Source organism: Pseudoalteromonas sp. ESRF-bin5 (assembly GCF_002632075.1).
Taxonomy (GTDB): Bacteria; Pseudomonadota; Gammaproteobacteria; order Enterobacterales; family Alteromonadaceae; genus Pseudoalteromonas; species Pseudoalteromonas marina.
This window is the reverse complement of the sequence record NZ_NTLW01000030.1, coordinates 18,038-39,552: the sequence shown is the minus strand read 5'-3', so window position 1 is coordinate 39,552 and position 21,515 is coordinate 18,038. Positions and strand designations below refer to the sequence as shown.

The following is a 21,515-nucleotide window of genomic DNA, read 5'->3' as shown; positions in this document are numbered from 1 at the left end:
CCGCTAGGTGAACGAAACAGTTTTGCAGATATTGGTCAAACACTAGCACAGTGGTTTAACTTGTCTGAGCTTGAATATGGCGACAGCTTTTTAACTCAATTAAACGCGCCAAAATAAAAAGGAAACAACGAATGAGTACTCCTCATATAAATGCAAATGTTGGTGATTTCGCCGAAACAGTTTTAATGCCAGGCGATCCGCTACGTGCGCAATATATTGCTGAAAACTTTTTAGATGATGCAGTACAAGTAACTGGTGTACGCAACATGTTTGGCTTTACAGGTACTTACAAAGGTAAGCCAGTAAGCATTATGGGTTCAGGCATGGGTATTCCATCAATGTCTATTTATGCACGTGAGCTAATTGTTAGCTTTGGCGTAAAAAACATTATACGAATTGGTACATGTGGCGGTATTGGTACCGACATTAAAATCCGTGACGTAATTTTTGCACAAGGTGCAAGCACAGACTCAAACGTAAACCGTGCACGTGTTCGTGGTTACGACTTTTCTGCAATTGCAGACTTCGACCTACTTTTAAACGGCGTTAATGCAGCAAAAGAGCTAGGTATTAAAGCAAAAGTAGGTAACGTATTCACAACCGACACTTTCTACCAAGCAGACGACACTTTCTACAAAGATTTAGATAAGTTAGGCGTGCTAGCTGTAGATATGGAAACAGCCGGTTTATACGGCGTTGCAGCTGAGTACGGCGCAAACGCAATGGCATTATTTACCGTAAGCGACCACGTGATCACTGGCGAAGCAACACCAGCCGATGAACGTCAAAGCACGTTTAACGAAATGGTTAAAATTGCATTAGAGTCTATCTAATCAATAAAACAGTTCCTTGGTAACGTATTCACTAAGTTTTGGAGACACGCCCAAAGTGAAGTGAGACTAACCTCCAAAGCCGCATTTTATGCGGCTTTTTTTATGCCTTAATAATTATAAAATCATGAGTACCAGACTCTAAAAGCGCAGCGTCTCTTAACCTCTTTGTGAATAATCTTTCAAAAACGTAATGCACAAAGTGAACAGAATGAGAAGAAAATGAGAGAACAAAGTGAACAGGACATAGTTTGGCCTTGTTTTGTAAACGTAGAGCTTGCTCACGTTAAAAGCGTAGCTTCTCACTTCTGGTCAAATATTAAATCACTTAGTCACTATCTCTAAAAGCGCAGCGCCTCTTAACCTCTTTGTGAATCATCGGTTTTAAAATCTTAATGCACAAAGAGAAGCGAATGAGGAGTAAATGAGAAGACAAAGTGAACAGGTCATAGTTTAGCTTTGATTTGTAGACGTAGAGCTTGCTCACGTTAGAAGCGTAGCTTCTTGTTACTTAAAAAGGTATCACCACCGGGTGCACCAAGGCGCTTCGCGCTACACCGAGAAAACAGGAGTAACAACTAGTCACGGCTTCTGTCCTTTCCTTTACTTCTTGGAGGTGAAGCAATCACTTTTCATACCATCATTAAAAATTATGTGTTTAACAAAGTTATTTTAAAGCTGGGTTAAACTCAAGCTAAACTTCGCTATGAAAGCCAAGGTCATTTATTTAATTGCTACCCGAAAACGTTAAAATTTGCTATGTTGCAATACAGTACACGCTTAGTGTTTTTATTAGGAAAGTTATGAAATCGTTATCTATTTTTTTTGCTTTATTTACCTTTACGCTAGCAGTAAATAGCTATGCCACAGAGTCTACTACCGATCAGCAAAAAGCGGATGAAAAAGTAAACACACTAGAATACAAAGCCCCTGAGCTTAAAAAACCGGTTGTTGACCCAACCAAACCAGACGACTCAAAAGTGTTAGGCGATGAAACACCAAAACCAGTTGAAAAGCCTAAAAATAAAATAGAAAAAGCAGCAGCCGTAGCCGAAGCAGAAAAAGCAGTAGCCCAAGCAAAAGAGGCCTTAACAGCTAAACAGCAAGCCAAAGCCAAGCAATCACGCGAATCACTTGCTGTGGTTGAACAACTTATAAAAGCCTATAACGCGCGCAACATTGAAGAGTTTATTCGTGTTTACGATGAAGATGTAGAGTTTTATATTTTCCCCAATGAGCTATTATTTAAAGGAAAAGAAAAACTAATAGCACGTTATGGTTTAATGTTTAAAAAGCTAAAGTGTATTCACTCATCGCCAATTAAACGCATAGTCCATGGTGATATAGTAATAGACCATGAGCTATCAGAAACCTGCTCAGCAGACGAGAACGTAATAGATAAACGCTCAGAGCTTGTATCGAGCTATCAAATTAAAAACGGAAAAATAATTCGCGTATTATTTTTTCGTTAAGGATTATTATGCAAATTACTGACGACAAAAAACTTCGCTTAATGTACCGAGTAGAGCCCGGTTGTTTAGGCCCCGAAGGCGCACAACATATTGAAGATTTTTGTCGTTATGCTAACAAGCATATTAAGTCACCTTATTATGCACAATTCGTTTTTTTACCGCGTTACGATAAACAAAAAGACGAACGCCAATACAGCGTAAAAAGCCGTAATCTATCGCAATTGCAGGTTAGAAAGTACTTTAGTCACTTTGAAATCGATATGGATGGCTTTGAAGAGCAACTCGACGAGCTACTCACCAAAGCAATCGATTTGTACTTTAAACGCTAACAGCTAAAGCTTCAAATATAAGTAAAGCGGCTAAGGTATACTGAGTACGTATGCTTTATACCTAAAGCCTGCTTACGTAATCCTTTATCAAATCACTTAGTCCCTAACTCTAAAAGCGCAGCGTCTCTCAACCTCTTTGTGAATAATGGGCTTTAAAACAGTAATACACAAAGAGAAGCGAATGAGAAAACATAATGATCTGGGCAATGCTTAGCCTTGTCTTGTAGACGTAAAGCTTGCTCACGTTAGAAGCGTAGCTTCTTATTACTTAAAAATACATACCACCACAGAGTGCACCGAGGCGCTTCGCGCTACACAGAGTTAAAAAATATTGGTTAGTCACTGCTCCTTTTTTCTCATTCACTTCTCGGTGGTAAAACTGGGAAGTCCAAACAATCACTTTTATAGCATAACTAAAACGCTTCTACAGGCTGTATTCAGCCACGGCATTGTGAATATAAGGATTTTCATTACCTCTAAAAGCTCGGCGTCTCTTAACCTCTTTGTGAATAATGGGCTTTAAAATTTAAATGCACAAAGAGAACAGAATGAGAAGAAAATGAGAAAACATAATGATATGGGCAATGCTTAGCCTTGTCTTGTAGACGTAGAGCTTGCTCACGTTAGAAGCGCCGCTTCTCATTTCAGGTCAAATATTAAATTACTTAGTCCCTAACTCTAAAAGCGCAGCGCCTCTTAACCTCTTTGTGAATAATAATCTTTTAAAACCTTAATACACAAAGCACAGGACTTTATTACAGCCATAAAAAAAGAGCTTTCGCTCTTTTTTACAAACTATATAAGCAAGCTAAACTTACTCGCCTGCCACAATAGTATTAAAGCTATTATTATCGTGAAGGCTTGCAAATGCACTTTCGTGGAGTAACTCATTACGTAAGTTAGGTGAATACTCAAGTGCCATTTTTATATCGGCCAGCGCATCGGCGTGTTCGTGTATTAACGCAAACGCACACGCGCGTTGCCAATACGCATAACCGTAATCGCTATCTATATCAATTGCTTGGTTACATAAATCAATCGCTTTGGCGGTTTGATTAATTTCAAGCAGGGCATCAGCTTTGTAAGCAATAGCCTCAACGTCTTCAGGTTTACGCTTTAAAATTTCATCAAAAATCTCGATTTTATTAGCATAATCACTTTCTAAATTTGCGCGCATCCACAACGAGTGAACCTCATTTGTAATCGATATACGTTCTTGGTTACTAAGTATTTCTTCCGAACGAACGCGCAGTTTTTCTTCTAGAATTTTTAATCGGTCTTCGTATTCGTCCGTAATAACACTCACACGGGTATTTACAATATCTTCTACTTTATTTTTAACATCGCGCAGCGAGTTCCAGCCAACAAGTACCAAAATAGATGCCGTCGCGGTAATAATAAAAAACACATTATTTATAGTATCGGTAGTGTAAGTAAGGGCTCTGTCGGCCGTGTCTAACTGCGCATGCGTTACTTGTTTAGTTACATCTTCGCGTAACTTTTGCTGATCTTGGCGAACCGCTTTTAGCTCATCTAAAATGTAGCGTTCCATAAGCGGTTTATACATAGGCTCTTTAAGTTGCTCGAGCGCTTGCTGTTCTTGTAGCTTTGAGGGGGCTTCTGTTTGTTGCTCAGCCGCATTAGCCGACGTTAAAAATAAAGTAAAACAAATACATAGTAAATAAAAGTAATAACGCATCAACATGCCCAAATAAAATAATAAATTGCAAAAATAATATTAACACGCACAACTTAAACTCACTAGGGCGGGTTTTGTTTTGAAGGCGAGATTACAGCACATTATAAATTATTATCACTAAAGCAGTGTGCAGTAATAAATTTTAGGCAAAAAAAACCAGCTCTGGGTGAGCTGGCTGAAACTGCTAAAACATCAAAGGTTAGAGAAAACTTAACTACCGTTAGCTAATAAAAATCAGCTAACAAAAAACAGGTAAATTAGAGTTATAAAGTAAAGGTGTATTGGGCTTAGTAATACACCTTTAACGTTATAACTACAATTTCATGGTGAAGGGGGGTATTCCTATGTGCGCTGTGGTAAACCAAAGCCACTTTCAAACCCTTCACATACCATTACGCCGCTACTTTTTAATTCGATCATCGTTATTTAAAAAAAGATCAAAAATTTTTAAATGCTAGTTTTTAAATACCAATCAAAAATACAAATCGGTCCAATCGTTTTAAATACGGTGCATTTGTTGGCATAGCTCAAATAATAAGCCTATATTGATAATTCAAAATAAGTACAAGTATATAAACAATTGATTAAGCAACATTTGCATGAATTAAAAATAGTAATACCTAAACAAATTAGCCATTGCTTATGTATTTTATTTTAGACCAAGAGGATTAAATAATGAGTAACTCTAGCGCTGGCAAATGCCCGGTAATGCATGGCAGCAATACACAAACAGCAGGCCAAAACACAGATTGGTGGCCAAATGCACTTAATTTCGACATCCTTCATCAACACGATACAAAAAGCTCTCCATACGGTAGCGACTTTAACTACGCTGAAGCATTCAAATCCCTAGATCTAGAAGCCGTAAAAACCGATTTAAAAAACTTAATGACCCAAAGCCAAGATTGGTGGCCAGCCGATTGGGGCCACTATGGCGGTTTAATGATCCGCATGGCATGGCACTCGGCAGGTTCGTACCGTTTATCTGACGGACGTGGCGGCGGTGGCACGGCTAATCAACGCTTTGCCCCTTTAAACTCATGGCCCGATAACGCCAACCTCGACAAAGCGCGCCGCTTACTTTGGCCAATTAAAAAGAAATACGGTAACAAACTCTCGTGGGCCGATCTCATTATTTTAGCGGGCAACATGGCGTACGAATCAATGGGCTTAAAAACCTTTGGGTTTGCCGGTGGCCGTGAAGACATTTGGCACCCAGAAAAAGACGTATACTGGGGCGCCGAAAAAGAATGGTTAGCACCAAGCGACGAACGCTACCAAAATGTTGATAAACCCGACACAATGGAAAACCCGTTAGCGTCTGTTCAAATGGGCCTAATTTACGTAAACCCAGAAGGGGTAAACGGCAAACCCGATCCGCTTAAAACCGCAGCACAAGTACGCGAAACGTTTGCCCGCATGGCAATGAACGACGAAGAAACGGCAGCGCTTACCGTAGGTGGCCACACAGTAGGTAAAACACACGGTAACGGAAAAGAGTCAAACCTTGGCCCAGAGCCAGAAGCGGCTGATATTTCAGAGCAAGGTATGGGGTGGAACAACCACAAAACACGGGGCATTGGCCGCGATACAATGACATCGGGCATTGAAGGTGCGTGGACCACACACCCAACAAAATGGGATAATGGCTACTGTGACCTTCTTTTAAATTACGAATGGGAACTGACAAAAAGCCCAGCAGGCGCTCACCAATGGGAACCTGTAAATATTAAAGAAGAAGACAAGCCGGTCGATGTAGAAGACCCATCAATTCGCTTAAACCCAATTATGACCGATGCCGACATGGCCATGAAAATGGACCCAGCGTACCGCAAAATAATTGAGCGTTTTCATAACGATTTTGAATACTTTTCAGACGTGTTTGCTCGCGCATGGTTTAAACTTACGCACCGCGACTTAGGGCCAAAAGCGCGCTACCTAGGTGCCGATGTACCAAGCGAAGACTTAATTTGGCAAGACCCAATTCCAAGCGTTGATTACACTCTAACAGATACTGAAATCGCCGATTTAAAAGTAACACTACTTAATTGCGGCGTAAGCGCCAGCGATTTAATTAACACCGCATGGGACAGTGCGCGTACGTACCGAGGCTCTGATCACCGAGGCGGTGCAAACGGTGCACGTATTCGTTTAGCACCGCAAAAAGAGTGGCAAGGCAATGAACCAGAACGCTTAGCAAGTGTGTTAACGGCTCTTGAAAAAGTACAAGCTGGGTTAAGTAAACCTGTTAGCATGGCCGATTTAATTGTACTTGGCGGCACAGCAGCTGTTGAACAAGCCGCTAAAAACGCAGGGGTAGAGGTTAACGTACCGTTTGCGCCAGGGCGCGGAGACGCAACCGACGACATGACCGACGCCGAATCGTTCGACGTACTTGAACCTATTCACGACGGTTTTAGAAACTGGCTGAAAAAAGACTACGTTGTGTCTGCAGAAGAGTTACTACTAGAGCGCAGCCAGCTAATGGGTTTAACAGCACCAGAAATGTCGGTTTTAATGGGTGGCATGCGTATGCTTGGCACAAACCATAGCGGCACACAACATGGCGTATTTACAAACAATGTAGGAACGTTAAGTAACGACTTTTTTGTAAACCTAACCGACATGGCAAACCGCTGGGAGCCAACAGGTAATGGCCTTTACAACATTGTTGACCGCGCAAGCGGTGCAACTAAATGGACCGCAACACGCGTAGATTTAGTATTTGGGTCAAACTCAATTTTACGCGCACTGGCAGAGTTTTATGCACAAGACGATAATAAAACCCGTTTTGTTCACGACTTTGTAAATGCATGGGTAAAAGTAATGAACGCCGACAGGTTTGATATTTAATAAACCTAAGAAACAGTTAAAAAGGAGCAGCAATGCTCCTTTTTTGTTTTTAAAAACTGAGCTTTAAAACCGAATTGCACAAAGAGAAGTGAATGAGGAGTAAATGAGCAGACAAATTGAATAGTGTTAAGTGATTTTTTATCACCACAGAGCACACCGAGGCGCTTTGCGCTACACAGAGTTAAAAATATTGGTTAGTCACTGCTCCTGCTCTTCTCCTTAACTTCTCGGTGGTATAACAATCACTTTTACGAATAAATCAACTAAATGTAAAACGTTGGTATTAAACGAAAGCAAAGCACGTCAGCAGGTTAATTTAACCTTTTTGTGAATAATGGGCTTTTAAGACCGTAATGCACAAATAGAAGTGAATGAGTAGTAAATGAGAAGAGCAAAACCAATCCTAAATTTGGTTTTTACACGCCGAGTTTGCTCATGCAACTATGTCAGTTCAATAAGCTCTACCTCTAAAGCGCAGCGTCTCTTAACCTCTTTGTGATTAATGGGCTTTTAAAATCTTAATGCACAAAGAGAAGTGAATGAGTAGTAAAAAATGACAGGTTAAGTGATCTGTTATCACCACAGAGCGCACCGAGGCGCTTCGCGCTACACTGAGTTAAAAATATTGGTTAGTCACTGCTCCTGCTCTTCTCCTTAACTTCTCGGTGGTAAAACAATCACTTTTACGAATAAATTAACTAAATGTAAAACGTTGGTATTAAACGAAAGCAAAGCACGTCAGCAGGTTAATTTAACCTTTTTGTGAATAATGGGCTTTTAAGACCGTAATGCACAAAGAGAAGTGAATGAGGAGTAAATGAGAAGAGTAAAACCAATCCTAAGTTTGGTTTTTACACGCCGAGTTTGCTCATGCAACTATGTCAGTTCAATAAGCTCTACCTCTAAAGCGCAGCGCCTCTAAACCTCTTTGTGAAAAATGGGCTTTTAAAATGGTAACGCACAAAGAGAAGCGAATGAGGAGTAAATGAGTAGCCAAAGTAAGTAGGGTTAACTTATTTTGTAGACGTAGAGCTTGCTCACGTTAGAAGCGATAGCTTCTTGTTTTACATGCTATTTAATTTAAATAAATACAATCCCAAAATGGATATTGCCCGACACTTTTTACTATGCCAGTTCTTAGTGGGTTAGCAACAATATAACGAGCTTGATTAATTCAATCTTTTTCAGAACGAAGCTGATGCTCAAAATAAATTTGCTGCCAAATCTTGCCTGTTGTTTCATTTAGCTTATTTATTTTTACAGTCGTTACACTTTTAAAGATTTTTATTACGTTAGCTAGTGAGCAGTCTTTAAGCTGAAATAACCAATGGAGATGATCAGGCATTAATACATAACAAATTGTATTTACTTTATTTTGCATATCCACAATAGCCATTGCTGCAATACATGCATTGCCAAATTTTTTAAATAGAGGTGCTCTATTTATGCAGCATATAGTCACAGAGTAGAACTGATTATTATTTGAAAAACGATGTGCTAATAATTTTGAGGAGTCATGCATAGGAAAGGAATATATTTTGGCTTTGTATAAACATAGATAAGAATTAATCTAAAACAAGTTTTAAAAAGCCTTGCTTTTTCACGCCAGCAAGCTGCGCGTCTACAAGTTACTTTAAACAAAACACTATTTTGTAGACGTAGAGCTTGCTCACGTTAGAAGTGAAAGCTTCTCAGCGCTACAAAAAAACACGAACAATAGTTAATTACCTCTTGGTGATGATTTAATTACTTGTTTACTAATGCATTTAACCAAGCACAAAAAAGGCGCTAACTAAGCGCCTTTTACACTAAACACCAAAGGGTTTATGCTTTTTTCTCTTCGCAGCTTGCAAGGTACTCGTCAAACGTACCCTGAAAATCAATAACCTGCTTATCTTTAATATCAATAATACGCGTAGCTAACGACGACACAAACTCACGGTCGTGGCTTACAAAAATAAGCGTACCTGCAAAGTCTTTAAGCGCATTATTTAACGCCTCAATGGCTTCCATATCCATGTGGTTTGTTGGCTCGTCCATTACAAGCACGTTCACGTCTTGCATCATTAACTTACCAAATAACAAACGGTTTTTTTCACCACCTGAACAGTTACGCGCTTTTTTGTTTGAATCGTCTGCGGTAAACAACAAACGGCCTAACATGCCACGTACCATTAAATCGTTATGCTTGGCCGTACGCCACTGCGACATCCAATCAAACAACGTTAAATCGTTATCAAAATCTTTAGTGCTGTCTTGCGGGCAGTAACCAAAGCTCGCATTTTCAGACCACTTAATTTCGCCTTCGTTACTTTTAAGCTCGTTAACTAAACAGCGTAAAAAAGTAGTTTTACCCACACCGTTTTCGCCAATTACCGCAAGCTTTGCACCAGCTTCTAGTAAAAACTCACCGCCACTAAATAATGTTTCACCATCAAAACCATGGCCGAGCTTGTTAACTTCAAGCGCTTGGCGGTACATTTTTTTGCCTTCGTCAAAACTTAACGATGGGCTCATACGGCTTGACGCTTTAACTTCATCAAGCTTAATTTTATCCATTTTTTTAGCGCGCGAACTTGCTTGCTTAGCTTTAGATGCGTTAGCACCAAAGCGGTTAACAAAGTCTTGTAGCTCGTCAATCTCGGCGCTCTTTTTAGCGTTTTCGGCTAACAGCTGCTCGCGCTGCAAGCCTGCCGCTTCTAAAAACTTCTCGTAGTTACCAGGGTAAATACGCAGCTCACCGTAATCAATGTCGGCCATGTGTGTACATACCGAGTTTAAAAAGTGGCGGTCATGCGAAATAATAATCATGGTGCATTTACGTTTATTAAGCTCATCAGCAAGCCACGTAATGGTATGAATATCCAAGTTATTGGTAGGCTCATCGAGTAGCAGTATATCTGGGTTTGCAAACAACGCCTGTGCTAAAAGCACACGGAGTTTCCAACCTGGGGCAACGTTAGCCATTAACCCATAATGAAACTCTTTATCTATACCCGCTTCTATTAGTATTTCTTCAGCGCGGCTTTCGGCGGTGTAACCGTCCATTTCGGCAAAAACGCTTTCAAGGTCGGCCACTTTCATACCGTCTTCTTCGCTCATTTCTGGTAACGAATAAATACGTTCGCGCTCTTGCTTTACTTTCCAAAGCTCAACGTCGCCCATAATTACCGCATCTACCACCGTGTATTGCTCAAATGCAAACTGGTCTTGGCTAAGGTTACCTACTTTTAACCCCGGGGTAATCGACACATTACCCGAGCTAGGCACAAGCGCACCGCTTAAAATTTTCATGAAGGTCGACTTGCCGCAGCCGTTAGCGCCAATTAAACCGTAACGGTTACCGTTACCAAATTTAGCTGAAATGTTTTCAAACAACGGCTCTGCGCCAAACTGCATCGTAATATTTGCGGTGGAGATCAAAAAGGGTAATCCTAGAATGAGTACTGACAGGAGCTTGCTGTAGCAAAAGGCCACAAACAACATCAAGCAATAGGGTAAATTAGCTGGCGAATTATACAGATCAGCCACAATTAATGAAAGGTAAAAGGCAGCTAATTTATAACCAACCTTAAACGCACTTAAACGGTGCAAAAGCCTTAAAATTTGCCTAGCAAGTAAAGGAGGTTAACTAAGTAAATTTACTGGTGTGATTGGTAAATACGCTCAATAACCGCTTTATTGTTAGTAATATACGAATTAATAGCCGCTATATCGTCGGCAGTAACCGTTTTTTTACTCAGCATAAAATGCACATTATTAACGTTTATGGGCTTAACCAATGGTGCAGGCATAATGTTTGAATACTGCTTTGTAAAATATTGCGCCACTAACGAATCATCAATTAAAAAATTAATGCGCTGCTTATTAAGCAAAGTAAAACGCTTTTTAGACTCCTCCGTAAGCACCACTTGGTTTGCATACTGCGTGCGTAGTTGTTCAAATGCATCGCCAAAAACACTTCCTCTGTTTACACCCACCGTAAGCGATTTTTTAAATAACGCGTTAATGCTATTCACATTAGGCGAACTGGCGTGCTTATATAGCAGCATTTTTTCAACACGGTAAGGTAGCGTAAAGTGGGCATACTCAGCGCGCTCTGCCGTTTTGCTGGCGGCAAAAATTAAATCAACACGGCCCTGTTTCAGCTCTTCAAATGCACGTAACGAGCTAGGTAACACACTAAAATTTAAGCAATAAGGTGAGCTTTTAAAAATAGCCTTTAGTACGTCTATTTCAACCCCGCCCAGCGTATTGTTTTTTAAAATTACATAAGGCGGCCAGTAACTTTCGTTAGTAGCTACTGTTAACGTTTTAGTGCATCCCCAGGCATTAAATGCACTAAAAGTAAAAAGGGTTATAAACAATAATATTTTCAAACTACAGCCTTTTGTAAACGGTTTTTAGTGTGTATTTAGTTATAATTTTTCAAACAGTTCTGCTAATTGTGCCTTATGGCTTTGTATTAATTTATTAACCTCAATAACATCTTGCATAGTAGACGTATTTTTACTCAGCATTAAATGAATAGAGCCCTTATTAACATAGGTTGTGGTATTAACTCGCTTAATATTGTTTGACTGGCTAATAAAGTACTCACCCACTAACTGGTCTTCAATTATAAAATCGACCCGTTGTTTAGCTAATAAAGCAAAACGCGTTTTTGCTGCACCGGTAAAAATAATTTGTTTTGGATAAATACTTTTTAAGTGCTCAAATTGTTCGCCGTAATAACTCCCTACATGGGCGGCCACGGTGTAGCCCTGTTCAAGCGCATCTTGCAGGTTTTTAACATTATATTGTTTATTTTTATGCTGATACAGCCACATCACCTCGTTGCGGTAACTATCCGAAAAATAAACATGCTCTGCACGTTTTTCAGTAAAGCTGGCAGCCCAGCCTAAATCCATTCGGCCTTTAGTTTGTTCAACAAATGCGCGCTCTGTATTGGGTAAAAACTCAACCTGGACACAGTAAGGCGACCCCGCAAAAATAAGCCAAAGCGCCGTTACTTCTTTACCTTGTGCGTGGCCGTCTACATTAACAACGTAAGGCGGCCAATAGGTATCGTGCGACGCGACAAAAAACTTTTTTTCGCAAGCCGTACTCCCAAAAGAGAGGGCTACTAACAAATACAAGCCGTATTTTTTTAATCTATGCATTATATCCCTCATGCTAGCGACGCAATACGTACAGTATAAACCAGCCTAAAAATTTGGTAGCAAATTTTGTATAAGCATGTAAATAACATTACGGGCTGTAAAAAGTTATGTATTTATAAATCAGGCATAATTTCGTCTTTATGGAGCTATTTCAAATGTATGAATAAATGCTTTTGATAATTTGGTTTTGATCTATTACAAGTACATTATGTTATTCTTTAGGTCTCAGATTAAGGATTAATAAAATGATATATCTTGATTCAGCAGCTTCGCATCCACTACTTCCCGAAGTCAAAATAGCTTTAATAAACGCCTTTGATGATTGTTATGCTAACTCCGCATCTGGGCATCTTTTAGGTGAAGCAGCTTTACAAAGAGTTGATGAAGTTAGAGAGGAACTTGCAGATATAATCGGAGCTTATCCTAGTGAAATCATTTTCACTAGCGGTGCTACAGAGTCTAATAACATTGCCCTTAAAAGCCTTTTACTTAGTAGCGATCATCCTAAAGAAAAAAACCATATAGTGATAAGCGCGATTGAGCATAAATGTATTTTTGCAATATGCGAGTATTTAAAGCTACAAGGTTTCGAAATATCCATAGTTATGCCTAATAGTGAAGGAATAATTGAGCCAAAAAATATAAAAGATGCAATACGCCCTTCTACTGCTCTTGTTTCTGTTATGCACGTAAATAATGAGTTAGGGACTGTAAATCCAATTTCAGAGATTGGTCAAATTTGTTTTGAAAACAACATTCTGTTTCATAGCGATGCAGCACAAAGTTTTGGAAAAACAGAGATAGATGTAGACGATATAAATGTGGATATTATGTCGTTTTCAGGACACAAAATAGGTGGCCCAAAGGGTATTGGTGCGGTTTATATTCGTGACTTAAGAAAAAGAAATGTTATGCCAGTAATACATGGGGCAGGGCAAGAACAAGGGGTAAGAGGCGGAACTGTTGCTGCTCCGTTAATCTTAGGGTTCGGTGAAGCTATAAACTCTTTTCCACAATCTTATAAAAATTTTGCTAATAAACAGATACGCAGTTACTTTTTAGAACAACTCGTTCAATCTGATATTTCCTTCTCTATAAATGGAAACAAAGAAGCGCTACCACATATAGTTTCACTTACATTACCCAAAACAAACATTGGTGTTTTAGTAAGAGATAATGAAGACACTTTTTGTTTAGCTCAAGGTTCTGCATGTTCTTCTAAAGAAATTGAAGCCTCACATGTATTAACCGCATTAGGCTTAAGTCGTGAAGAGGCTGAGTATACTTTTCGTATAAGCTTTACGAACCAAATAACAACTATTGATATAGATCTGTTAGTTAGCGCCATAAAAAAAGCGGCTATTTAGCCGCTTAATATTATTTATAACACGTCACACAGGCTCCACCGCCTTCGGCTTCGTCATAAATATCATCTAGTTCGTTGAACTCACATACACCTTCAAAGTCGCCTAAAAGTGCATTACGGCGCTTTTTCTTATTAAAGCGGGCTACTTTCTTCTCGTGGTTTTCAATAATACGCTTTTGTACTGCTGGGTCTTCTAGCGTTTCTAGTGGTTGGCCTTGGCCCATCCAATAAAAACGTTCGCCTACAGTCGTATTGTTGTCATCGCCTTTTTCAAAAGCTTTGGCTTCTTCAAATAAATCAGGGTGCTTTTCCATAAGCTTAACCCATTCAATTTTTCTTTGGTAAAAGCAAAATGTACAACCGGAGCGAGAGCGCCATTTATAATATTCAGGTAGTTCTAAACCATTGCGCTGTAATATATTTTCAATGTCACTTCTAACTATGCCATGTTCTCTAAAAGGGAAAACAGATTCAATTGGCTTTTCAATCGTCATGTAACCAGAGCGGTCAGGTTCGTCAGCTCTAATCCCTACATAGTTTTTTATTTTGTAACCATCTTGGATAAAGCCATCAAGCCACTGCTCAAATGGTTTTAATTTCATCTGAACGGTACACCAACGGTCGCGTTGAGAAGGTAAGTAATTACCATGCTCTTTTAAAAGGTGGGCAAAATCTTTCTCGCCACGCCCTTCAATATTATTTAACGAACGCGCATTTAAGCGGTGTATATAACCAAGCTTTTCCTCAAGCTGGTCAATAAACTCATTAGTTTCTGGCAGTTCATAACCCGTATCAGTAAAAAAGTATTCTACATCTAATTCCGGGTAAGTTTCTTTAACAAATAATGCCAAAGCACTACTGTCTTTACCGCCAGAGAGGCCTAAAACATGTTTAACTTTTTCCGTCATCTAGCACCTCAGTTTCTGTTTGATCCATCAAATTAGTTAATAAGTTTGTAAGTGCTGCTAGTTGCTTTTCTTTCGGCATTTTTGCGATAGCGTCTTCTATGTTATTCACAGCCGATTGTACATCATCATCAGCAGCTAAATCATGCTTAGTAAAGCTACTAAACTCTTGATGATTACCTTTTTTATCTGTTGTAATAAAGGCGAGAGGTTTAGAGGAACCTTGAGTACTAAAATTACTGAATGACTCTATACGCCTGAACTGTACACATAAATTTTGTAGCTCGTCTAATCCACTTCGTAAATGTTTATCTGTCCAGTTGCGTTCAGGCACACCGGTTAATATATTAATTACAAATTCAAATTTGGTTTTGCCATCAATATACTGTGATAAACGCTTAGCTAAGTCTTTAACCTTAGGGCGTTTAGCTTCTTTTTCAACAACGTCACAGCGCTCTTTTAAAGCAGTATTAAAATCTTCACCAAGCATATTAACAATAATTTGTTTAAAGCCATTTAACAGTATTTCATGCTGAGCGCTTAAATCTTCTATTGCAGTTTTCAGGTTTTTCCCTAATTTTTCTTCCACATCAGGGTCATCTTTCTTAAACCCAAAAACAGTAGGCAAATCATCTAAAATAAGTTTGTAGGGGTCGTTCGCTGCTATTACTTTGTTTCTAAAGTCTCTTGCTTGTTTAGTAAGGCCGTTTTCGCCTGAACTTGTAAAGCTTTCGCCACTTGTTTTTTTAACCCACGTAGGTAGCTTATGAATAATGCCTACAATATGTTTTGCAATATTTAAAATTGCAGCGTTATTTGTACCTTCACCTAAAGTCGCTTTCGCAAGGTTATCTAATAAGTGACTTTGAATTTCTGATATTTCAAAATACCTCACTGCTGCTTCACTTGGGTATTTATAAATCTTATTTACGAGTTCTTCATCGAGTTCAGGAATAAATACAAACTGTTTTGTTGAATCCCAATCATAAAATGCAACTTGGCCTTCTAATGATTTTAAAAGAGCTAATCCGTAAATTCGGCATAAGCCAGCTGTTAAACCGTATGGAGGTAACATCCACATTTCATAAAGCTCTGCCAAGGTTACATGCTGTTTGGAAGAATTGTTCTTGATAAACTCAAAGCCGCTCTCAAATAAAGCATGCATTTTAGGGTTTGCTGCAATTGCTTCGTTAGTCCAACTGCTTGGAAATAAATAACCTTCAGGGGTTTCACAGTGCCACCCTTTACTTTTTAAACAAGACAGATAAAGGCCTTTTTCTGGCGGGAATGCTTTGTCATCAAATCCTAAGTCTTTCTCATCACCATTTTCAAACATAGCATTCATTAACTTACGAATAGCACTGTTTGCACTACCTGAAGGTTTAGAGCGGTTAACTAACTCATTAATAACAGATGGAGATTTATGAAATATCTTGTCAGCTATATCAGAGGCTATTGTGGCTAAAGGTAATGTTGCTAATTTTTTACCACAGTATGACCAGCTAGCATTTGTATATGCATTCTTTATTTCACTGTCTACATTCGCTTGTGCAAACTTTATTCGGCTTTCTAGCTCGTTTTTAGCAATTAAATCGTGAGTGATCTTTTTCTCTTCTTTTAAAATCTTACGAAGTGCTATTAACTCAATAGCCGCCGTTTTTAAGTTTGTAAAATCTTTGAGCGTGCCTATTGCCGAAAACGGCATTTCTTTCGCGTTTTCTTTAAGAGTTTTGGCAACCTCGGGATTTGTTGGTAAAACAAAGTAAGTGAATGCCTCACCTGTTTTTGGTTTAGTTACAAACGTTTCAAATGCAGTGGTATCAAACTTATTTAATAATTTGGTGGTAGCCCAGCGCATAGTGCCGGTTTTATGGTAATGGGCTGTTGCTAAAATATTTTGTGGTGCAGCGCATGCTTCTGTCCAGTCAACGCCTTCGCTAATAACCTCAATTTGCTCACTAATAAGGTTATTAATATCAATATCACTACCCTGAAACACAAATAAAGCATCGTGTTTTTGACGGTAAATAATTACAGTACGTGCTTCTAACTCTTTAATTGCATCATCAACATCATTCACCTTATAACCACGGCAAACAAAGTAATCTTTAATGAAACTTCGTTTAGCATGTAACTGATGATGAAAGCCAAAAATAGTTAATAACGCTATAAGCTTGGTAATGGCAATATGAAGTTCGTCACCTTTTTGCTCTGCTCTATAAATAGCATCAGAGCCTTCGAGCCATGCTTTACTGTCCTGCGAGGTAACAATTAGGTGATGTAAATTATGGTAAAGGTAATCCCAATACATTTCAGGGCGATACAAAGCAAGCTCTTCATTTAGGCTTGTATAGTTTTCAGTTAAAAATTCTCTAAACCCATATTTTTCGTGGGATGCTAAGAAACCAAATAAGCTACGTTCGTTTTGTGAAAAACGACGACGAGAAACAGGGCCAAGCAATAAACTAACAATAGGGTCTAGTGGCAGTGTTTTGCTAAGTGCATGCTTGTTTTTATTCTGGTTTGTAAAAGCGCCGCTGACAGTACTAATTAAGTCGGCGTATTTAGACTCTATTGCATCTTCCACTTTAGGTGCTCTATATATAGAATCACCTACTAGCGTTAAAGACTCGTCAATAGATGGGTTAAAGCTTAAGTCGCGATAGCGCCCTTGTACTTTGCTCCATTCTTTTTGAGTTTTAACATCTTTGTTTTTAGCGTAGTCAGAAAACGCCTGATGTAAAAAGCCCATAAGTAAAACAGGTCGTTTTGCCTGCTGCACAATATCGGCTAAAGATTGAAATAAATGTAAATCTTTGTTTTCACGAGATTGATAATCTAAAGCTTTACCCATTTCATCAAGTAAAATTAAAACACCGTCTTCATTTTTACTTGGTTTTTGTAGGATCTTTTTTATTTCTGCTAAGCATTTATCATCATCAAAATCAGCAATTTCTTTTGAGTCAAAATCTTGGTTAAATGCATTAAGTAAGCTGACTAAAATACTGTTTGCTGGGGCTTCTAAACCACAAACATGTTTAACAGTTTGCCAGCCGTTTTTTAACGCAAAGCGCTTCTCAAAATCGGTAATAACACTTTGACTGTTATTTAATTTTTTTAGGGCATAACTACGTTGTTTTGTGTCGGTAGAGAGCAAGCAAGATAAAAACAAAGCAACGGTAGATTTACCCGACCCATAAGGGCCTGTAATTGTAAAAGCACGTTGTGTACTATTTTCAAATTCGCGACTAATAGTATCAAGTACATTTATAGCTGTACCATGTAGTACAAATTCATCTATAAATGGAGAAAAATCAGTACTCTCGGTATCAATTCGTGTCGAACTTTTGTAGCGTTGATTTATTGTAATTAAAGATTCAGACATGTTATTTACCGTAGTACATTTTTAAGTAATCGATCGCATTATTCTTTATATCATCAGATACACTTACTTGACGTAAACCTAAAGAATCAACCCAAGTTACATTCTTATTTGTAAAGCCTTGTGCTTCATCCAACTTTTGCCCCAGCCCAGACTCAGAGAGCCTAAATATTCTGCCAGGTGAGCAAGGTTTAGTAAGTAACGAATCAAAATCAACAGTGCTTACGTTAGAATCTTTTGTTTCCTCGTTAAAAAACTTAAGCAACGCATAAATAAATATTTCAACAGGTAGCTCAGGGCGTTCAGCAAGGTTACTTACATAAAAGCCGCCACCATTATCTTGTACTAAATTTAATTCAGCTAAAGGCGATGTAAAATGGTCTTCATCAACTTTTACAGCTTTTTTTGCTGTACTATTTTTTTGTTTTTTGCTGTAAGTGTTTAAAAAACAATCTACGTCTTTTTTTAATGTGCTTAGGTTACCTATTTCTGTTTTAACTAAGCGCTTAGCATCGTCGTAACAGTCATCTACTAGTTTACTTTTTTCAAAATATTGAACATTAGAGTAGTTAAAAAAGTAACGATAGGCAGTTAAGCTCATGTTGTTAAAGTTCAGCCAAAAATGAATAAGCCATACAGAACCAGGAAGCTCTAAAAAAGGGTCGTGACCAGCTATAGTTTTATCACCAAATAAAAACTTTCCGTTATTTGCTACAGAATGAGCTGTTTCACTTTTGCTTATTTTTTCTATTACGTTAGCCGACTCAGCCCAATACTGAATCGCCTTAACCATATTCTTGCCTACACCTAATTCAACAATAGAATGACGTATACTTTCTTCGTTAGAAGAAAAATTGCCTTTATTATTCAAGTGATTAATAGCTTTAAATAGCCATCCATAGCGTAAAGGGAAGGTGTCATGCCCTGTGAACTTAGCTTTCATGCTTAAACTGCTCCTGGAGAAATTATCCAGCCGTATGTTATACGCTTATATTATGAGAAGGAAGTGAAAATTAAAGATGTAACAGCTAAAATAGCGCGACTTTAGTTCGAGAACATTATAAACAACTGTTCAGTTGTCATTGATTATGATGTATATTGGATTTATACACTCTTGAACTATGGATAGTCTCGTAACCTAATATGTATTTATTAGCTGTTGATATACATAGTTTTATTTGAAGTACCTATAACAGATTCAGAAAATAGGTAGTATTCTAATATAGCATAGGTAATAGAATGGAATTAGATAAAGTATTTTCCTCGATGCCAAAATCAGTATACGGCGTTATTTCAGATCCAGGTGTTTGCTATTACATGCCTGCCTACCAAAGACCATATTCGTGGAATAAAGAAAACGTAAAACGATTTGTCCAAGATATTAAAAGCGGCATTGAGTCACTTTATAAAGCCGAAGATGCAATTACCTTTTTAGGCGCACTATTAACTGTTACGGATATGCATGGTGAAAGTGTAGAGCCTAAAAAAGCAGGTCATTTACCTAATGCAGTTCGTTTAGTTATTGATGGCCAGCAACGCTTAACTACCATTTTATTATTGTGTACACGCCTTTATGAAAAAATTGCTTTGGCGAAAGTGAAACTAGAAAAATTAAAAAATAAGCATGAAAAAGAATTTTTAAAAGACGAAGAAAACGAAGAACTTGAAGCGAAGTGTGATGTAATTTCAGAACAAGTAGATCGTTTAAATCAAACACTTTCACGCTTACAGTTTTTTATGCATGACACTAATTCTGAGTTTGATGAAGATTACAGATACTACCCTAAAATTATTAGAGGTTTAGTAGATTGTTGGGGTAAGAAACCTAAAGCTGCTAAATATGACTCTCCACTTGCCAGCTATTTATTTAAATTCCATCAAAATATTGTCGAAGGCAAGAAGAATAAAACATATGAAGTATTTGACCTAGATATTATCTCAGATGAAAAGTACAAAGTGGTATCTGATAATATCAAGGAAATTGATAAACAGTTGGTTACTGTTGAAAAAGGTTTTTGTTGGAGCGAAGCTAATGTAGTTGAATTGAGCGCTTTAGAGGAAGAGAAATACGCAAAAGTCTTAAATTTTCAAGCATCAAGCTTAATTCAATTATTTGGTAATGAAATAGACACTGACGTAAAGAAATCTTTGTACCTTCAGTTGTTTTCTAGCTACCTATTAGAAAGAGTTTGCGTGACATTTGTTGCAGTAACAAGTGAAAATTACGCATTTGATATGTTTGAGGCTCTCAATACAACAGGGGAGCCACTAACTGCATATGAAACATTCAGACCTAAAGTTATAGAGCACTTACAAAAAACAATAAAAGAAAGTACGTGCGATGACCTCGAAGAAATAGATAACTATTTAAATTCGATTTCTGATTCTGCCCAAAAACAAAAGTTAACCCAAAAAGTAATAGACGCATTTTCTTATGTGCAAAGTGGTTCTGCATGCGGTAACCATATAAGTAACCAACGTACGTTCTTACTTAGCTCTTTTAAACAACAAAAAAGCGAAATAGAAAAAGAAAATTATTTGAAGGTTTTATCTAGCACTACAGATTTTCTTTTTAAAACTTGGCTTTGTAAAACGGACATAAATTTTCAGAGTATTAACCTACCACAGGATGAGCACCTTCAAGTTAATGCTTGTTTGGAACTTTTAATTGATACAGGACATGATATCAGTAGAGGTGTACTGATTTACTTTTATCACCTGTTGAGAAATGATCAAAAAAATATAGAGTTACAAAAGTTATTCGTTGATGTCATAAAAATGTTAGCTGCTTTTTGGGTCATTAGACGCAGTGCAACTAATGGCACGGATGGTATTGATAGCGTTTATAAAAGAATTTATTCGCAAATTTTGCAAAGGCAATTAGCGCCTTCAGATGTAAAGCAAGAAATTGTTTCAATGATTATTGCTGATTTGAACTCTAAGTTTATTACGTCAGATACCAATGAAGGTAAGCTAAAGGAAGCGTGGATCTCTAAAGCTAAAACAACTCCTGTCTATAAATCAGGGAAACAAATAGGCATTTGTAGAATGTTACTTTTGAGTGCAATGCATGATGTAACTATTTCTGAAAAAGACCCTTCTAGGACAATCAAAGGTAAAGAAAATACTTCTCCACTATTAACGTATCATCGTTGGTCTGACTTCAAAACAAAAGGTAGTAACCAGTTCACCATTGAGCACATAGCCCCACAAACATTCATCAATAGTGAGTGGGATTCTTCTTTAGATGAAAACAAACTGGTAGATACAATTGGTAATCTAATTATTTTACCTCGAGGGGATAATTCAGAAGCTTCAAATAAAGATTGGCACTCAAAGCTAGAACTATATAAAAATTTGACTAAAAAAAGTGTAACTGTAAATGATAAAGCCTATTTGAACTTTTTAGAACCTCTAACAAATGTAAAAGGGCTTTGGCGACAAGATACGGTAATGCAGCGTGCTGAAGATATGTTAAGCCATGCTTGGGATAACCTTTGGCCTTGGATAAAGTGAG

The 21,515-nt window shown here is 38.0% G+C and carries 14 protein-coding genes; 6 read left to right on the top strand and 8 right to left on the bottom strand.

Features of this window, described 5'->3' with window-relative positions:
• The first annotated feature begins 131 nt into the window (after nucleotides 1–131).
• From deoD to BCG07_RS00645, 3 genes are all read left to right on the top strand, one after another.
• Nucleotides 132–833: a purine-nucleoside phosphorylase gene (deoD, locus tag BCG07_RS00655; RefSeq protein WP_006794609.1), complete on the top strand. Its 702-nt coding sequence runs from the start codon at nucleotides 132–134 to the stop codon at nucleotides 831–833.
• Nucleotides 834–1,633: 800 nt separating this feature from the next.
• Nucleotides 1,634–2,302 (top strand): nuclear transport factor 2 family protein, encoded by a 669-nt coding sequence (locus BCG07_RS00650; RefSeq protein ID WP_006794610.1) that lies wholly within the window; start codon nucleotides 1,634–1,636, stop codon nucleotides 2,300–2,302.
• A gap of 8 nt (nucleotides 2,303–2,310) precedes the next feature.
• The gene (locus tag BCG07_RS00645; RefSeq protein WP_006794611.1) at nucleotides 2,311–2,631 is read left to right on the top strand and encodes a hypothetical protein; all 321 of its coding nucleotides are present in this window, start codon (nucleotides 2,311–2,313) and stop codon (nucleotides 2,629–2,631) included.
• A gap of 814 nt (nucleotides 2,632–3,445) precedes the next feature.
• On the opposite strand, the gene BCG07_RS00640 is transcribed toward BCG07_RS00645, so the two are convergent.
• A complete protein-coding gene (locus tag BCG07_RS00640; RefSeq protein WP_138741116.1) occupies nucleotides 3,446–4,330 on the bottom strand; it encodes a tetratricopeptide repeat protein in 885 nt (294 codons plus the stop codon).
• Between the two features lie 675 nt (nucleotides 4,331–5,005).
• On the opposite strand from BCG07_RS00640, the gene katG reads away from it, so the two are divergent.
• A complete protein-coding gene (gene katG, locus BCG07_RS00635) occupies nucleotides 5,006–7,183 on the top strand; it encodes a catalase/peroxidase HPI (RefSeq protein ID WP_248519057.1) in 2,178 nt (725 codons plus the stop codon).
• 1,174 nt (nucleotides 7,184–8,357) lie between these two features.
• Here katG and BCG07_RS00630 read toward each other — a convergent pair.
• From BCG07_RS00630 to BCG07_RS00615, 4 genes are all read right to left on the bottom strand, one after another.
• A complete protein-coding gene (locus tag BCG07_RS00630) occupies nucleotides 8,358–8,705 on the bottom strand; it encodes an REP-associated tyrosine transposase (RefSeq protein WP_286888051.1) in 348 nt (115 codons plus the stop codon).
• A gap of 302 nt (nucleotides 8,706–9,007) precedes the next feature.
• Complete coding sequence (locus tag BCG07_RS00625) at nucleotides 9,008–10,606, bottom strand: ABC-F family ATPase (RefSeq protein ID WP_286888049.1); 1,599 nt, start codon at nucleotides 10,604–10,606, stop codon at nucleotides 9,008–9,010.
• A 218-nt stretch (nucleotides 10,607–10,824) separates the two neighbouring features.
• Nucleotides 10,825–11,562 carry a substrate-binding periplasmic protein gene (locus BCG07_RS00620; RefSeq protein ID WP_286888048.1) on the bottom strand — a complete coding sequence of 246 codons (738 nt, stop codon included), beginning with the start codon at nucleotides 11,560–11,562 and terminating at the stop codon, nucleotides 10,825–10,827.
• Nucleotides 11,563–11,601: 39 nt separating this feature from the next.
• Nucleotides 11,602–12,345 (bottom strand): transporter substrate-binding domain-containing protein, encoded by a 744-nt coding sequence (locus BCG07_RS00615; protein ID WP_286888046.1) that lies wholly within the window; start codon nucleotides 12,343–12,345, stop codon nucleotides 11,602–11,604.
• A gap of 245 nt (nucleotides 12,346–12,590) precedes the next feature.
• Here BCG07_RS00615 and BCG07_RS00610 point away from each other — a divergent pair, with 245 nt between their 5' ends.
• Entirely contained in the window at nucleotides 12,591–13,712 is a 1,122-nt protein-coding gene (locus tag BCG07_RS00610; protein WP_058429366.1) for a cysteine desulfurase family protein, read from the top strand.
• A gap of 10 nt (nucleotides 13,713–13,722) precedes the next feature.
• On the opposite strand, the gene BCG07_RS00605 is transcribed toward BCG07_RS00610, so the two are convergent.
• Genes BCG07_RS00605 through BCG07_RS00595 form a run of 3 tightly spaced genes read right to left on the bottom strand, consistent with a single transcriptional unit; the run spans nucleotide 13,723 to nucleotide 18,941 of the window.
• Nucleotides 13,723–14,619: a phosphoadenosine phosphosulfate reductase family protein gene (locus BCG07_RS00605; RefSeq protein ID WP_058429367.1), complete on the bottom strand. Its 897-nt coding sequence runs from the start codon at nucleotides 14,617–14,619 to the stop codon at nucleotides 13,723–13,725.
• A complete protein-coding gene (locus tag BCG07_RS00600) occupies nucleotides 14,603–18,001 on the bottom strand; it encodes a hypothetical protein (RefSeq protein ID WP_286888040.1) in 3,399 nt (1,132 codons plus the stop codon). The genes BCG07_RS00605 and BCG07_RS00600 overlap by 17 nt, the downstream gene beginning before the upstream one ends.
• 1 nt (nucleotide 18,002) lies before the next feature.
• Nucleotides 18,003–18,941 carry a DUF4007 family protein gene (locus BCG07_RS00595; protein ID WP_286888038.1) on the bottom strand — a complete coding sequence of 313 codons (939 nt, stop codon included), beginning with the start codon at nucleotides 18,939–18,941 and terminating at the stop codon, nucleotides 18,003–18,005.
• Nucleotides 18,942–19,237: 296 nt separating this feature from the next.
• Here BCG07_RS00595 and BCG07_RS00590 point away from each other — a divergent pair, with 296 nt between their 5' ends.
• Nucleotides 19,238–21,514, top strand: coding sequence for a DUF262 domain-containing protein (locus BCG07_RS00590; protein WP_286888037.1), 2,277 nt, complete (start codon nucleotides 19,238–19,240; stop codon nucleotides 21,512–21,514).
• The last annotated feature ends 1 nt before the right edge of the window (nucleotide 21,515 follow it).